Source organism: Pseudomonas sp. Pseu.R1 (assembly GCF_045764065.1).
Lineage (GTDB): Bacteria > Pseudomonadota > Gammaproteobacteria > Pseudomonadales > Pseudomonadaceae > Aquipseudomonas.
Genome location: NZ_JBJGEE020000001.1, coordinates 3,012,115 through 3,026,940, shown reverse-complemented (window position 1 = coordinate 3,026,940; position 14,826 = coordinate 3,012,115). Strand labels below are relative to the sequence as shown.

Annotated in this window: 12 protein-coding genes, 1 tRNA gene and 1 pseudogene; 7 read left to right on the top strand and 7 right to left on the bottom strand. The window is 51.2% G+C overall.

Going from position 1 to position 14,826, the window contains the following annotated elements:
- The first annotated feature begins 43 nt into the window (after positions 1–43).
- Entirely contained in the window at positions 44–1,390 is a 1,347-nt protein-coding gene (gene drt3a, locus ACI5GA_RS14060) for an antiviral reverse transcriptase Drt3a (RefSeq protein ID WP_421423030.1), read from the top strand.
- Positions 1,383–3,416, top strand: a complete 2,034-nt coding sequence (gene drt3b, locus ACI5GA_RS14055) for an antiviral reverse transcriptase Drt3b (RefSeq protein ID WP_421423029.1) — start codon at positions 1,383–1,385, stop codon at positions 3,414–3,416. Before drt3a ends, drt3b begins: the two co-directional genes overlap by 8 nt.
- 196 nt (positions 3,417–3,612) lie before the next feature.
- Here drt3b and ACI5GA_RS14050 read toward each other — a convergent pair whose 3' ends face one another.
- Together ACI5GA_RS14050 and ACI5GA_RS14045 are read right to left on the bottom strand one after the other, a co-directional pair.
- Positions 3,613–4,398 (bottom strand): hypothetical protein, encoded by a 786-nt coding sequence (locus ACI5GA_RS14050; protein WP_421423028.1) that lies wholly within the window; start codon positions 4,396–4,398, stop codon positions 3,613–3,615.
- 53 nt (positions 4,399–4,451) lie between these two features.
- On the bottom strand, positions 4,452–5,237 hold the full coding sequence (locus tag ACI5GA_RS14045) for an Abi-alpha family protein (RefSeq protein WP_421423027.1): 786 nt from the start codon (positions 5,235–5,237) through the stop codon (positions 4,452–4,454).
- A gap of 626 nt (positions 5,238–5,863) precedes the next feature.
- Between ACI5GA_RS14045 and virB5 the strand changes: the two genes are divergently transcribed.
- The 5 genes from virB5 to ACI5GA_RS14020 all read left to right on the top strand — a co-directional run bounded on the left by virB5 (position 5,864) and on the right by ACI5GA_RS14020 (position 8,930).
- Positions 5,864–6,628, top strand: coding sequence for a P-type DNA transfer protein VirB5 (gene virB5 / locus ACI5GA_RS14040; protein WP_421423026.1), 765 nt, complete (start codon positions 5,864–5,866; stop codon positions 6,626–6,628).
- Position 6,629: 1 nt separating this feature from the next.
- Complete coding sequence (locus ACI5GA_RS14035) at positions 6,630–7,121, top strand: hypothetical protein (protein ID WP_421423025.1); 492 nt, start codon at positions 6,630–6,632, stop codon at positions 7,119–7,121.
- Positions 7,118–7,372, top strand: a complete 255-nt coding sequence (locus ACI5GA_RS14030) for an EexN family lipoprotein (protein WP_421423024.1) — start codon at positions 7,118–7,120, stop codon at positions 7,370–7,372. Before ACI5GA_RS14035 ends, ACI5GA_RS14030 begins: the two co-directional genes overlap by 4 nt.
- A gap of 2 nt (positions 7,373–7,374) precedes the next feature.
- Positions 7,375–8,454, top strand: coding sequence for a type IV secretion system protein (locus ACI5GA_RS14025; RefSeq protein WP_421423023.1), 1,080 nt, complete (start codon positions 7,375–7,377; stop codon positions 8,452–8,454).
- Between the two features lie 284 nt (positions 8,455–8,738).
- Positions 8,739–8,930, top strand: a complete 192-nt coding sequence (locus ACI5GA_RS14020) for an antitoxin VbhA family protein (protein WP_421423022.1) — start codon at positions 8,739–8,741, stop codon at positions 8,928–8,930.
- 276 nt (positions 8,931–9,206) lie between these two features.
- Here ACI5GA_RS14020 and ACI5GA_RS14015 read toward each other — a convergent pair whose 3' ends face one another.
- The 5 genes and pseudogenes from ACI5GA_RS14015 to ACI5GA_RS13995 form a co-directional block, all read right to left on the bottom strand.
- Complete coding sequence (locus tag ACI5GA_RS14015) at positions 9,207–10,040, bottom strand: hypothetical protein (RefSeq protein WP_421423021.1); 834 nt, start codon at positions 10,038–10,040, stop codon at positions 9,207–9,209.
- Positions 10,037–10,273 (bottom strand): plasmid-related protein, encoded by a 237-nt coding sequence (locus ACI5GA_RS14010; RefSeq protein WP_421423020.1) that lies wholly within the window; start codon positions 10,271–10,273, stop codon positions 10,037–10,039. Before ACI5GA_RS14010 ends, ACI5GA_RS14015 begins: the two co-directional genes overlap by 4 nt.
- Before the next feature lie 227 nt (positions 10,274–10,500).
- A complete protein-coding gene (locus ACI5GA_RS14005; protein ID WP_421423019.1) occupies positions 10,501–11,577 on the bottom strand; it encodes a tyrosine-type recombinase/integrase in 1,077 nt (358 codons plus the stop codon).
- Positions 11,578–11,703: 126 nt separating this feature from the next.
- Positions 11,704–11,780: transfer RNA gene (locus ACI5GA_RS14000), tRNA-Ile, on the bottom strand.
- A 16-nt stretch (positions 11,781–11,796) separates the two neighbouring features.
- Positions 11,797–14,754 (bottom strand): annotated as a pseudogene (locus ACI5GA_RS13995) (EAL domain-containing protein); the annotation flags it as partial.
- Between the last annotated feature and the right edge of the window lie 72 nt (positions 14,755–14,826).

Genomic DNA, 14,826 nt, shown 5'->3' with positions numbered 1-14,826 from the left:
GCCGGCCAGCTGGCAGCGCAGATCTTAAGGATTGAGCAAAGCTATGGATCAGACGTTCTCAATAAAAAATCTGAAAAAGCTCATGAAGCATGACCGAGAAAAAGGTGGTGCGTTAGAGGAAAATTTCATTCCTCAAGCAGATGTTATCCGGAAAAAAATAAATGAGCTTAAGAAGCTCAGATCAGTCTCTCGCAAAAAACTTCGAATTAAAAAAATTACTGAAGAGTTCTTTGCGATTAGATCTGGTCGAATATCAGCAGTTTTAGAAAAACGGAAGGCACAACACGACGGAGCCATGACTTCCGCACTTGAGTTGGTTGCTGCTGAGATGAACAAAAAAGATTTTAAAGTAGATATTGTCCAGCTTCCAAGCTTGGTTGCGGGTAAAAAAGTATATGGTGTCGGAAACTCGTTAAGTCAAATTCTTGCTGTTCGATTTACTCAGAATGTGTTGAAAGTCATTTATGATGTGAAGATGCCCCCTAGGGACATGCTTGTCAGCCAAGTAAAAAAATTGGCGCTAGATGGTATGCCGAAGTTTATTGTTCGAGCTGACGTTGAGTCGTTCTATGAGTCAGTTCGGCATAAAGATTTGCTTGACGGTATACATCAGTCCCCTGAGTTGTCTGTCGTAATCAAAAGAATCCTAACTCGACTTATAAAGAATTACGAAAGCCTTACGGGTGAAGCTAAAGGGCTTCCAAGGGGTGTCGGTATAAGTGCATATCTCTCTGAGATTTATTTGTCCAGCATAGATGCTCAGATTAAAAGGCATGAGGATCTTTTTTATTATTCAAGATATGTGGATGATATGATTCTCATGTATGCGCCTCAGCGGAAAGATTCTGCTGGAGGGTATCTAAAGGTGCTTGAGGATACCCTTATGACTAAAGGGCTTAGAGTGAACTCTAAGACTGAGGCAATTAACTTGCTGGAGAGCCAGGTAGGAAAATTCGAGTACCTGGGTTATGAGTTTGATATGAGTCCTAGCAAAAAAGGTGTTAGGCTGAGCTTGAAGAAATTCAATAAGTACAAGGATAGAATTGACAAGTCATTTGCTGATTACATTAAAAAAGAGAAATTTGTCGCAAAAAAAGCAGCAGAGGAATTGTATGTTCGAGCGCTGTATTTGACGGGAAATATGCGTCTTTTTAATCGTAAAAGCAACGCCTTTATTGGTGTTTACTTTAGTAACAAATTCATCACCGATACAAAGCAGTTGAAAGGTCTGGATGCTATGTATCAGGCCAAAGTGCGAGGGATATCAGATCCCGCTCTAGCGAGAAGGCTAGCGAAGCTCTCCTTTGTAGAAGGGTTTGAAAAGAAAATCTTCAGAGGATTTGACGCCGTGAAGCTATCTCTCATTGCAAGAGGCTGGACTCATGCCTAAAAAAGCTCTATCAATAAACTTTCCAGTTGAGAGAGTGGTGCTTTCTGATGTCTTGCCTTATGAAGTGCCAATCGTATTCTCGAATAGATATTTTTATCGTTTCCTATGCGAGCACTCGATAAAGCTATCAAATCACAAGCTGACGTGGGATTATCATTCGGAAATAATTGATAATTTAGTTAAAATGTTATTCGGGATAGAACTGTCTAAAGTAGTAAGGTATGACAGCTCGACTGGAGTTAAAAGATCTGTGCTGGATTTGGAGCGTGCTGAAGTTCCATCGGTTCCTCACGTTTTTTCCACGTCGCATAAGCGAGATCAACTCAGGCAACTATCCCTTATGCATCCGAAGGGGCAAGTGCTGGTTGTCGATTTCTATGATGAATTCAAAGATTTGATGATCTACTACTGTGGTCTTAGTAGCTTTAGCTTAAGGTCTCCAAGACGAATTGCTGGTTGTACATATATAGATATCAGGTCCCAGATAGAGCGGCAAGATAAGTCTGATTCTGTTGTGGAAGTTGAAGGCGAGAATTACGAGAATCTTAGATCGTTTTTTGTATATGAAAGATTCAGCAATGTCTTCAAGTTCTATGAGTCTAAAGATCATCTGCAAAGTGAGCGAGACTTCCGCTTCTTGACAAAGTTTGATGTCTCATCTTGTTTTGATAGTGTGTACACTCACTCTCTAGCGTGGGCCGTCTATGGGAAGGATTTTGCAAAGAAAAACCTTGACTCTTTAAAAGGTGCGTTTGCTGGTAAATTTGATTGGTTGATGCAGAAGTTAAACCATAATGAGACTAATGGAATCCTTATTGGGCCTGAAGTTTCTAGGGTGTTTGCTGAGATCATCATGCAGGCAGTTGACGGAGAGGTTGGAAACAAGCTTCTAGGTAAAGGGCTTGTCCATGGAGAGGATTATAAAATTTATCGGTATGTGGATGATTTCTTTGTTTTCTACAGCGATGAAGATGTCTGCTATCAGATAAAGATGGTTTTGCAAGAGTCGCTTAGGCTATACAAATTAACGCTTAACAAAGGGAAGGAAGAAACAATTGGTCGGCCAATAATAACGCCGATTTCTATTGCCAAAAAAAGAATTTCTGATCTATTTGATCAATTCCTCTGTTACGAAGTAGCACCTGCGGCGGTGGATGGTGAAGAGCTGCCTAGGGGAGAGATTTATGTAAGCCACTCAGCACTCATCACCGACTTTAAATCTATCCTTTCAACTTCAGGTGTTGGTTATGGCGATATTCTTAACTATTCTCTGTCCGTAGTTGAAAGGAAGGTAGGCTCAATCATTGATACTTACGGAAAGATTCATCAGTCTGAGGGGGCGGACCGAGCGCTATCCACTTCGCTGGTGTCAATTCTCGAGTTTGTTTTCTTTATTTATGCAGTATCTCCCAAAGTTAATACTACCATTAAGCTTTGCAGGATCTGTCAGCGGATTTTGTCCTTCTATAATGATGAGCCTATTGGGCGCAGTTATGGTGCGATGATATCTCAAGTTATCTATGAGAGATGTCGAGGGGTCATGGATAGGGGCGCAGACAAAAAAAGTGCGAAGATAGAAATAATGTATCTTCTAGTGCTGATGCGACAGCTTGGAAAGAACTACAGAATTGATGAGTCAGTCCTAGCTTCTTCGTTTGGTTTTGAACAGGATTTGCAGCTACGATCGACGTTGAGCTATTTCTCAATTGTTACTCTGCTTTTTTATATAGAGAATAAGAAGCGCTACCGAAGTCTTAAGAGGGCTCTCGAACGTCATGTAATTGAGCGATTAGAGCTAAAGAAAGATTCTCTGGTCGGTGATTCCGAGATGATTCATTTGGCTATGGATCTTATTGCCTGTCCGTTCATAGATAAGTCGGTAAAAAAGGCAATACTTTGTTACTACGAGGTTCCTCAGAGCAACTTGGCCACGTTTATGCAAGCCAATGAGTACTGGTTTACGAAGTGGGGAGATTTTGATTTTTCGAAAGAGCTCGACGCGAAGGTAGGCCAAGAAGTATACTGATTTGGATGCGTCGTGCACTACGAAGACCGTTTGCGGTCGCACACACCAGCATCATAGGTAGATTGCTCTATGCATGAGGGTTTACCTTCGGACGGTCCGCACGAGCCAACCGGTCAAAACCCTGCTCTTCTTCAGAAAGCGAAGGCCTCATGAGGAAGAGCGGGGCTAGATTTTAGATATTCTTCTCTCCAGGCCGTTACCTGAAATCGTTCATGATAGTGCCGATCGCACCGCTATATGTTTTAATTCCATTTTGCTCAAGAAATTGTGCGCATTGTGCGTAAGTATAGCCGTCCTGGCGTAGTTTCTTTAGTTCTGGGATGAAAGGTAAAATCTTATCGCGAAGTGTCGGCTTTCGCTCTGGCGGCTTGGTCTTCTGCATGAACTGCTCGACTGTAATTCGAGGGGCTTTATCTGAATCGTCAGCGGCGTTGCTTATGCTGGATTGATATACCGAATAGTGCCGCTGCAGAAGATATGGTTGTGCTTCGAATAAAGAGGCTACCTGTTCAGCTAAGTGCCGAATAGACGATGCGATTGAGTCAAGGGTGTCCGTTTCGGTTACCCCAAGATCGTACGAAACTCCGATGCTTTCAACCACATCGGTGATCCCTGTCAACAGCTCGCTTTGAATGGTTTGGCCAACTCTGTCAAGATCATTGCTTATTTCAGCGCATATGCTACTGATTATGTCTTGCTCTGGTGCGTTTAATTTTTCTTTATCTTCAGTGTTGATTTTTTGTGGTGCTATGCCCAGTGTTGCCTTTAAAGCGTCAGAGCTTCCGTCAGCCAGCATCATGTCATGCCCAAACAACTTACATGCGACAAGAAAGCGACCTATCAAATTTTGTTGGATAGGATTGAACTCGCTGCGTACTGTTTCTAACAGGCTTACCGCTGCGTCGAGTTCTTCGAAAACTACTGCGCACATTCCGGTAGTGTTTTTTTGTGGGGATTTTATATCAGGAAAAAAATTTGCCATCACAGATGCCTATGATTGAAGAATGAACAACAGTTTTGCGATCATCAGCAAAGTCAAATGCGGTCCCGTGGAGTCACCACGAATCTTTCTAACGGTAGTCCTTTAACACAAGCGCGGTGGAACAGTGACCCGAACTCAGTTAGTGCAATAGCCCAACATTGGTTATGGTGCCCCAAGCCACGAGCTAATGTGTATTCTGCATCGTTGACGTACTCAAGTATTCCAAGAGAATGCAGATGCCCAACGTAAACCTGCAGATGCATCGGCCATAGGAACTTATCGGGGTTGACGGTGAGATTCCAGTCTATCTCAAGGGAGTCAAGCCCCTCTCGTCTAAGATGTTCAATAATCCCTTCAGAGGATTGGGACCACTCCGACATCTTTCGCCCAAAATAATTTTTGGGATAAGACTCAGCAAGCGTATCAATCAGTCTAATTTCGTCAGGCGATAACTGCGAAATAATAGTCAAAAATGCAGGGTGAGCATCACCCACACGAGACTTGTCGAAACCAGCCGAGAGAAGCTCAATGTAGATTTCAGTGAGCAGGTCCCCGTCATCCTGATATCGTAGCTTCTCCAGGATGGGTAGTGCGAAGGATGGGACAGGGCGTACCCTATCCGCTGGAAGTGCTTTGAGGGCAGCCCGCTTAAAATATAGAGCTAACCTGTCTTGTAGCATCGCCGAGTACTGCAACGGTGCGAGTGCTAATCTTAAGGTCTTTGCTACGTCTACACCAATCTTGGAAACCTCTTGTATAGTCTCTTTAACACTGTCCGAATAAGCCTCCTTTGCCAGTTCACCGACTTCAACTGGAAGCTCTAAATTCACATCAAGCATATATCCTCCGTGACGATGAGAGGGGGCAGGTAGATAAGTTTGTCAAAATTCCCCCTTGGCGGTGTGTGCTTAACTATTGCTACACCGTCAAATGGCATAAGCGCGTAGCTGATGTTCGATCGCCTCTTTAAGCGCAGCCCCTGGTGTTTTACCTCGTACATCACAATAGGCGACCCAGCGCGCCTTTAGATCTGCCCCCAGGTGGACGTTCATAGCTTGGTTGGGCTTTCGCATAACGACCTCTCACACGCTGCAAGGTATCTCTTGAAAACTGTGTGCGCACACTTTACCGGCGATTAGCCTATCCTGCAGTAGTCCTTCGTAGCAATCGAGATTTCGTCATGACGAAGAATTTGGGATGCATGGCACTTTCAGATAGTGAGCCAAAGTGAGATAATAAATACCGCCAAAGAGCAGTGCTTTGGTTTTATTCCATGAACGCTGTAACCGCCTCGCTGATGCTTATTACATTATGGGCGCGGCCCTTAAAAGACGGGGCCTACACCGGGTAAGACTGGCGCATAGTCACCCCAAGAACGGTATAGCCGTACCGGGTGCGATTCCTGAGCAGATCGACAGGCCGGACAGACGGCCCAGCGTTCACCATGTCCAATGGAGAGGTGACTATGGGTCTGTTCAAGCGTCTCGCCTTCAAAGGCGTACGGCCATTTAGTTTTGCGACAACGCTCGCGTTGATGCTCGGCTCGCAGCAGGGATACGCGCAAATCCCTGTAACCGTTACTACCCAAGTGACGGATTCCCCCATGACTGTTGCAGAGTTCGCATCTAACACGACTCGCTGGGCCCAACAGGTTCAGCAGATGACATCTCAGATTGATCAGATGAAGCAGCAGTACGGTGCGCTCACAGGGTCGCGTGGACTCGGTCGAGTATTCGATGACCCGCAGCTGCGAGATTATCTGCCCCAAGATTGGCAGGCTGTGTATGACGCAGTGAAGCGTGGCGGCTATTCAGGCCTGAATGGTCGCGCTGGCTCGATCTATGCGGATAACAAGGTGTTCGATGCCTGCGAAAGCCTGGTTCAGGATCAGCAGCGCGATGCTTGCCGAGTACAAGCGGTGAAGCCTTCGCAAGATAAAGCGTTTGCGCTGGAAGCCTATGACCAGGCCGAAGCCCGACTACGTCAGATTGACGAGCTCATGGGGCAGATCAATCAAACACAAGATCCCAAAGGGATCGCAGAGCTGCAAGGTCGCATCGCTGCAGAGCAAGCGATGATCCAGAACGAGCAGACCAAATTGCAGATGTTCCAAATGGTCGCTGAGGCCGAGGGCAAGATTCAGGAGCAGCGGCAACGGGAACTGAATGCCCAGGTGCTCGACAAGAGAGGCTACAAGAATCGCGAATTGCTGAACCTGGGGGGCAACTGAAATGATCTCGTACGCTCATATCCTCCCCTTGGTCGTGTGCTTCTTCATCCTCACTTCCTTACGGCGATTCTGGATTTGCATTGGCCGGTTCGGAGCTTTGAAAGAGGTGTCACGACGTGCACCTGAGTTGATCCAGAGCGATCTCCTGGCGGCGTCGGCCGCGATCATGCCTTTTGTACTGGCGCCTGCCGATTGGTTGCAGATAGTGCCGCCCCGAGCAACTGGGCCAATCTCCTCAACACTCGCCGTTTTCATCTCGTTCGCATGTGCGCTGGGTTCGTCGCTATTGATTTCGAGGTCCGAATATCGCATCGCGGGTAGTTGGGCAGGGACAAGGGAAAGCGCGTTGAGAACGCTTGCAGCCCTCCAGATTATCAACGCTGCTGAGCTGGCCTATTCGCTGAAATTTGCTGGGGAATTCCGTACCGAGGCGGAGCATGTGCTGCCTCGTGATGTGAACGGGACGGATCAGAATCGGGAGGGCCGGAAATGACAGCCTCTCGTTTCTCAATTGTCGTTTTTTTTCTGCTCACAGGCTGCGGGGCGGATGAACCGGTCCATTCTGTCGATTGGTACAAAGCCCACAGCTCGGAGAGGGATATCCGTATATCGGAGTGCGAGCGACACGCCGGGAGTCTGGCCCTTACGCCGAACTGCGTTAATGCCAAGCAAGCCAGGAATGAGCAGCAGCTCGATCAGCGTGGCTATCGGAAGCGTGAGTTGCTGAATTTGGAGGGGCAGTGACTATGGAGTCGAATATCTTCGAATGGATAGGAGGCTCAGTCGACGCAGTGTTGAACAGCTACGTTCAGCTCATGGCACATAGTGTCATTGATGATTTCTCAGGCTTGTTCGTTGTCGGCGGTGGTCTGTTCTTCATGACCCTGGGCCTTTTGTCAGTCGGTGGATTCATCGAGCATCCCCTTCCACATCTCTTCAAGCTGATGCTGAAGTGGGTATTTGTCGGCGCATTGGCACTCAATGCTGATACTTACCTTGGTTGGGTGGTGGACGCGATTAACGGCCTGGAGGTTGGCCTGGCAGATGCATTTTCGCCAAACGGCGACGGTGTAGCTGCGAAATCGGTCTATCAGGTGATTGATAGAGCTATGACAGATGGCATGGATATCTTTTCCGATCTCATTGCTCGTGCAGGACGGCGTGGGATGACCGAGATAGGCATGATTCTTTATGACTGGCTCATCGCTGGAACGATGCTCATTGCAACATTCCTGATGACGGTGCCCGCTGGAGCGATGATCATTACAGCCAAGGTGCTATTGGCATTTTTGCTGGGGTGCGGACCGCTCTTCATTGCTCTGCTGCTGTTCGGACAGATGACCAGCAAGTGGTTCGATCAATGGTTCGCCCAAGTGATGACCTACATCATCCAATGCGCAGCGATCACGTCAGTGCTTACGCTGGGGATGAAGTTCTTTTCGACAATGCTTGCTGATGTGCAGCCCACTGCTGGAAACGGTCCAGCGACCGACGTGCTGGAGATCCTCGCATTGAGTGGGGTCGTGCTCTACATGGTTTATCAGGCTTACTCTTTAGGAGGCCAGCTTGCATGTGGATTGTCGTCCAGTGCGATCACATTGCGGCAGATGGCTCAGGCTGCGTTAAACCCAGCCAAAGCTGTCTTCAACACAGTCAATCCGATGTCAACGCGCCGTGACCTTCAGTCGGGCATGATGACCACTGCAAGAGGTGTGAATCATGTGATCGCGGGAAACAGTGTTTGGAACCCAGCCTACCGGCAGCATGTGATGCAGAACCTGGGCAAGAACTGGGGTAGGGCGAGAGGAGGGAGAGTTGGTAGTTAGCGGGTATCAGTGCCGTGGACACTGCTGCGCGCCCTGGCGGGCTTGCCCAAAGGGGCTCTGCCCCTCTGGACTTCCCGCCCTCGCCGGTAGCAGGGGCTGCTGGGAAAAACACCCAGCAGCCCCGCAAGTAGGATTGGGCGGGCGCAGCGTCAAGGGTGCGCTTCGCCGTCATCCTCGCCCGGTCCCGTTTCACGGGCTGCGGCCTCCGGTGACGCCCTTGACCCTCGTTTATCTGTTCAGCGCTGAAATTGTCTTGCTTTAGTCACCGACACGAGGGGAGGCCCGTGAATACTTCGGAGAGCATCATCATCACGAGTGCTGAGCGGGAGCGGCGTCGGAAGGCTGTCGAGTATGCTTGCGCGTCAATCGGGCTGGAGGGCTTTGTATTGAGCGTTGAAGAAAAGCGACGCGCTCAAGCTTTTGTGGACGGGAAGCTCACCTTGACCGAATTTGTTTCAGCCAGCATCCACGAATAGCTGGAAGCTGGGTCAAGGGCATCACCGCAAGCCGCAGCGGAGCGCAGCCCGGAGTGGCGAGCACCGAACGGGTGAAGATGATGGGCGTAGCCGTACCCTTGATGCAGCTGTAAGCGACCAAGCCTAGCGACAGGGGGAGGAACAAGGCGTAGCCGCCGGACCTGCCCCTGCCGCCCGTCCGGCAAGGATAGGACGCGGGATGCAACCGAAGGGGTTGCCCAAGCGGAGCGCGGAGATGAACGGCGAATAAATGCGAGGTTTCACAGCGCTCCGCTCCTACGCTTGTGGCTGCTGATATTTTCTATTCAGAACTGCGGCTATGTGCTTTGGCATGCCGGAGATGTTTGCATCCGCAACCGATCTCGTTTTAATTACTCGCTTCGTTTTTGGGGGATGGTCCGGCAATGTCGAGTTCTGCTTATTTGCCATGGCGCGTGCAATCGTGGGTGAGAACTTACCTTCCCTGTAGCGTTTGAGAACTGCTTTAAACCATCTGTTAGGTGCCTTAACTCTACCTGCTTCCAGATTGCCTGCTAGCTCATCAAGAAGCATCTGAGCGGCTTGTTGGTCCACATCTATCAACAATGGCTCAATGAGGCTCCGCTCTGTGGCGGCCAGTGTTGGCCATGTGAGCGTATGCTTCGGTGAAATCTCGCTGGTGTTAGGTTTTGTTCTAGTTTCTTTTATAATGGTATGGTTTGTATTGTTTTCTCTTTTTATTGGTATATCCCCCTTGGGGCCAGGGGATGGTTTCCCGGGCAGTGGCTCGCCATGGCATGATCGGCCATCCCCTGGTTTTTGGGGGGATGGTTCACTGGGGGTATACGTGACAAAATTCTCCCAGATGATCTTCCCTGATTCATTCTGGAATCGCTCCTGCTTGAAGTAGCCTAGCGCCCGTAGCTCTTTGCTTGTAGCGCTCCATTGCTGCTCGCTGAGGCCAAATTTTCCACGTATGTGGCCGACTCTAAGCTCCCAGCCTTCGTTCTGACCCAGCATCCAAGACAAGACCACACGCGCGCGCCAGCTCAGCCTGCTCTCGGTTAGGACGCTTGCTGGAACAATGCAGTAGGGCGGCCTTTTGACTTTGAAGGTTTGATCCGTGCTCATGGGATTGCACTTCCACGCTCTCCGTCGAGCGACAATACCTCCTTGACTTGGAGGGTGCGAAAATAAACTCGCCGGCCGATCTTGAGCATCGTAGGTTTGAGTCTTTTAGAAATTTCGGTGTTTGAATAAAGGGCCACTCTAACTCCTCCTGGAGATCGGCCTAATATCGCGGCAAGATCTACGATGCTCATCAGTGGGCCAAAGCGCTCAAGCAAATATTGTTCGGTCGTCATTGTCAATCAACCATAGTTGCTAATAGTTAGGCGTATATTTGGGTAATGATGCACAGTCGTCAAACGGCTACGCCTCGGTTTTCAACCAAGGCGTATTAGTTTGGATTAGAGACTTTACTAATCAGAGATTGCCAAAGTATGTGGTTTTGGCTAGTTGGCAGGTGTGGAAGAGCCAATATATATAGGGGGTTGCCTGAAATCTATTGTCGGTGAATGTGTGATAGAAATTATTTTTTGCCTGTTTTTTTGGCTTTCAAGCCATCAAGCCTCACCACCAGGTCCTCCGCGCGAAGATGCGTATATCGTTTCAACATCTGCATTGACTTGTGGCCGCTGATGCTAGAAACCTCTTGGTCTGAAAGCCCACCTTCAACCAATCGGCTGACTGCCTCATGGCGGAGGTCGTGGAAGCGGAAATCTGGCATGCCCAGCTTAGATTTGAGCAATCCCCAGATTTTCGTGAAGGCATAAGGGCGCCGCTTTCCGTCCTTTCCAGGTTCACCAAAAAAGATCAAATCGCAATCGATGGGGCGCACAGGGTTTTGAAGCGCTGCTTGGAATGTTGCTGCAGCGAGCTTACTAAGTGGCACAGTCCGGGCGCTGTCGTTCTTCGTGACCAGAAGACGTGCTACGCGCTTTTTGACATCGACCTGATGCCGACGTAGCCCTGTGATTTCAGACGACCGCATACCCGTTTCCAAGGCGATGCTGACGATCCATCCGAGCATAGGGTTGCTGTGCTTGTTTACCTCTTTCAGCAAGCGACGTTCCTCGTCTGCTGTAAGCCGACGATTTCGGCCTTCACCTGGGCTCGGTTTCCGAATGTTGAGCACAGGGTTGTATGTGAGTCCGAGGCCCCACTCCTGAATTGCGACAGTGAATAGGTGGCTGAGTAGGGCAAGCTCCAGCCTCACAGTGTTATTGCTCGTGGGTTGACCGCGGTTGGTCAGCGAGCCCAGGCGCGTATCGCGATAGTTGGCGATCACCTCGGATGACAGAGCCGCCAGCGAGTATTTGCCCAGGTGCTTGATCAACTGCTGAGCCTTGGTTGCCTCAGCCTTCTGCGTGGTGGGCTTTTTGGTAGGGCTGACTTCGCGCAGATATCGCTGCAGCGCATTTTCGAGTGTCAGCCGCTCGGACCCGCTGCGCTGGATATAGACACCCCGCACCATTTCATCTTCGGTGCGTCGTGACCAATCTTCGGCGTCGCGTTTGGTGCGAAAGGTTTTGGCGTTGGTCGGCCATCCGGTCTTGCGGATGACGGCCTTCCAGGTGCCGGCAGGGGTTTTGACGATTGTGGCCATCTGAAGGACTCCAAAGGCGTGCAAGCGAAGCCGCACTGTACCTAATTTGTACCTTCGGACCATAGGACTGATCCGGCTGCCACAAACCCAAAAAGCCGAAAGCCGCGTAGTACGCGGCTTCAAGGTTGGTGGGCCCACACGGACTCGAACCGTGGACCAAAGGATTATGAGTCCTCTGCTCTAACCAACTGAGCTATAGGCCCTCAGTCAGGCGGCGGATTATAACGATGGTTTCCGTGCTGTGCTATCCGAAAAGTCTGAAACGGTGATACGAAGAAACGTCGCGCAAAACTCTTCCGGGCGCAGGGGCAGGCTGACGATGTAGCCCTGGATCTGTTCGCAGCCTTCGTCGGCCAGGAATTGCTGCTGTTCGAGGTTTTCAACGCCTTCGGCGATGACGGTCAGTTGCATGCTGCGGCCCAGAGCGATGATGGCGCGCACGATGGCGGCGTCGTGAGGGTCGTCCGGGAGGCCGCGGACGAAGGATTGGTCGATTTTCAGGATGTCCAGTGGCAGGCGTTTGAGGTAGCTGAGCGAGGAGTAGCCAGTACCGAAATCGTCGATGGCCAGTTGTACGCCGAGCTTCTTCAGGCGATGCAGCACCGAGAGGGCTTCTTCGGTCTGGGACATGATGAAGTTTTCGGTGATTTCCAATTGCAGGCAGCCGGGTTGCAGCTCGTATTGTTTGAGCAGGTGTTCGATGCGGTTGACCAGATTGGGCTGGCGCAATTGGGCCCCGGCCAGGTTGACCGAGAGTGGCCCGAAAATGTCATAGGACTGGTTCCATTCATAGAGCTGTTGGCAGGCTTGCTCCAATACCCATTCGCCGATTTGCAGGATCATGCCGTTTTCTTCTGCCAGCGGAATGAACCGTTCGGGGGGGACTTCTCCGAAGGTGGGGTGAGTCCAGCGAATTAGCGCTTCGGCGCCGACCAGTCGCTGCGTCAGCAGGCTGACTTTCGGCTGGAAGGAAAGCGTGAACTCGTTGCGTTCAATGGCGCGGCGCAGTTCATGTTCGAGTGCAATGCGTTCGCTGGCTTGGGCGGTCAGGTCGCGGGTATAGCTTTCTACGCGGTTGCGGCCTTTGGCTTTGGAGCGGTACATCGCCGCATCGGCGTTTTTGATGAGTGTGGCGACGTCTGCGCCATCCGTGGGGAACAACGCAGAGCCGATGCTGGTGCTGATGAAGAATTCATGTTCTCCGGCCTGAAAGGGGGCGGAGAAGCTGTTCAGCAGTTTGGTCGCAATGACTTCCGCGTCATGGCTGGTTTGCAGGCCAGGCAACAGGATGATGAATTCGTCACCGCCCAGTCGGGCGACGGTGTCGATGTCGCGCAGGTTTTCTTTAAGCCGCTGGGCGATGCCTTTCAAAAGCAGGTCGCCCACTGGGTGACCGAGGCTGTCGTTGATGTGTTTGAAGCGGTCGAGATCGAGAAACAGCACAGCGCCCAGGCTGTGAGCCTCTTTGCTGTGCACCAGCGCGGCATGCAGGCGGCTTTCGAACAGCGTGCGATTGGGGAGGCCGGTGAGCGGGTCGTGGTGAGCCTGATAATCCAATCGCGCCTGGGCCTGTTTGAGGCTGGAGATGTCGGCGAATACGGCGACGAAGTGCGTGATGAACTTGTCGCGGTTGCGAACCGCGCTGATGGTCAGCCAGCTCGGGTAAATCTCGCCGTTTTTGCGACGATTGCTGATTTCCCCTTGCCAGTGACCCTCGGCGGTCAACTGGTACCACATCGCCGCATAGAACGCGCTGTCGTGCAGGCCTGACGCCAACAAGCGTGGCGTTTCGCCAATGGCCTCGCCCTCGCTGTAGCCGGTGATTTCACTGAAGGCGCGGTTGACCGCATTGATGCGCTGGCGGGTGTCGGTGATCAGTACGCCTTCGGCAGTGCTCTCGAATACCGTCGCCGCCAGTTGCAGTTTCTCCTGCATTTGATGGCGTTCAGTGATGTCTCGGGCGATGGTCAGCATGCAATCTTCGCCGCCAATGGGGAGTGGTCGTGATGAAATTTCGCACAGGCGAATCTGGCCGTCCCGACGGCGAATGTGGCTGGTGAAGTCCTTGACGAAGCCGTCGCGGCTCAGTTGCTCCAGTAATTGTTGACGCTCGTTGAGATCGACCCAGATGCCGAGGTCCAGCGTCGTGCGATCCAGTGAGAGCGAGCTGTGATAGCCAGTGATGCGGCTGAATCCGTCGTTGATCTCCACCAGCATCCCATCGCTTTGTCGGGAAATGAGCATGCCGTCCGGGGAGGAGTGAAAGGCTTTGGCGAACTTTTCTTCGGACAGTTGCAGCTGTTGCTGCGCCTCTTTGAGCGGGGTGATGTCCCGGACAACCACCACCACGGCAGGTGTGGAGTCCAGGTCGAACGGCTCGGCCGAGAGTAGCCCAGTGAACGTCTGGCCATTGCTGCGACGGAAGGGCATTTCCAGGTTGCGAATGCTGCCCTTTTGCAAGCGTTGCAGCAGGCTTGGGCCGATGTCGGGAATGCCCCAGATGTTCAGTTCGCTGGGCTTGCGGCCCACGACTTCGCTGGCATCGAGACCAATCTGTTCGACGAACGCCTGGTTCGCCTCAAGGAAACAGCCGTCGGACAGTCGTGCGATGACCAGAATGTCAGGACACTGGGCGAATACGGAGGCGAATTTGCCTTCCGAGCGACGCAGGGCTTCTTCGGTCTGCTTGGCCTCGGTGATGTCGATCATCAGGCCACGCATGACCGGTTCGTGACCGTAGCTGATCAGGCTGACAATGTCGCGTACCCACAGCACGTTGCCATTAGCGTCAATGACGCGGTAATCGAGGCTGTGATCGTTGCCTTGTGCTGTTTGCTGATCGCAATACGCTTGTGCGCATGCGAGGTCGGCGGGGTGCACGATGCTGCGCCAGAAGCCCGGTTTGCGCCATTGGTGAAGTGGATAACCGAGCAGGTTTTCAGCGTGAGGGGAGACGTAGTTGTAGGAATAGTCCTGAATATTGGCTTCCCAGGCGATGGCCGACAGGCTCTCGATCATGCCGCGATAGTGGTATTCGCTGCTGCGAAGTTCTTGTTCCAGTGCTACGCGTCGAGAGATTTCCGAGCTGAGACGGCGGTTGATGCGTACCACCACGGCCAGGATGGTCGACAATAGCAACAGGCCAGGCAGTCCGTAGAGCAGAAAATCTCGCCAGAATCTCGCCAGCTCGGAAGGGCGTGCGGTGGGCGTTGTGGGGTTAGCCGAGTTGGTTTCTGGCAGTTCGGTATA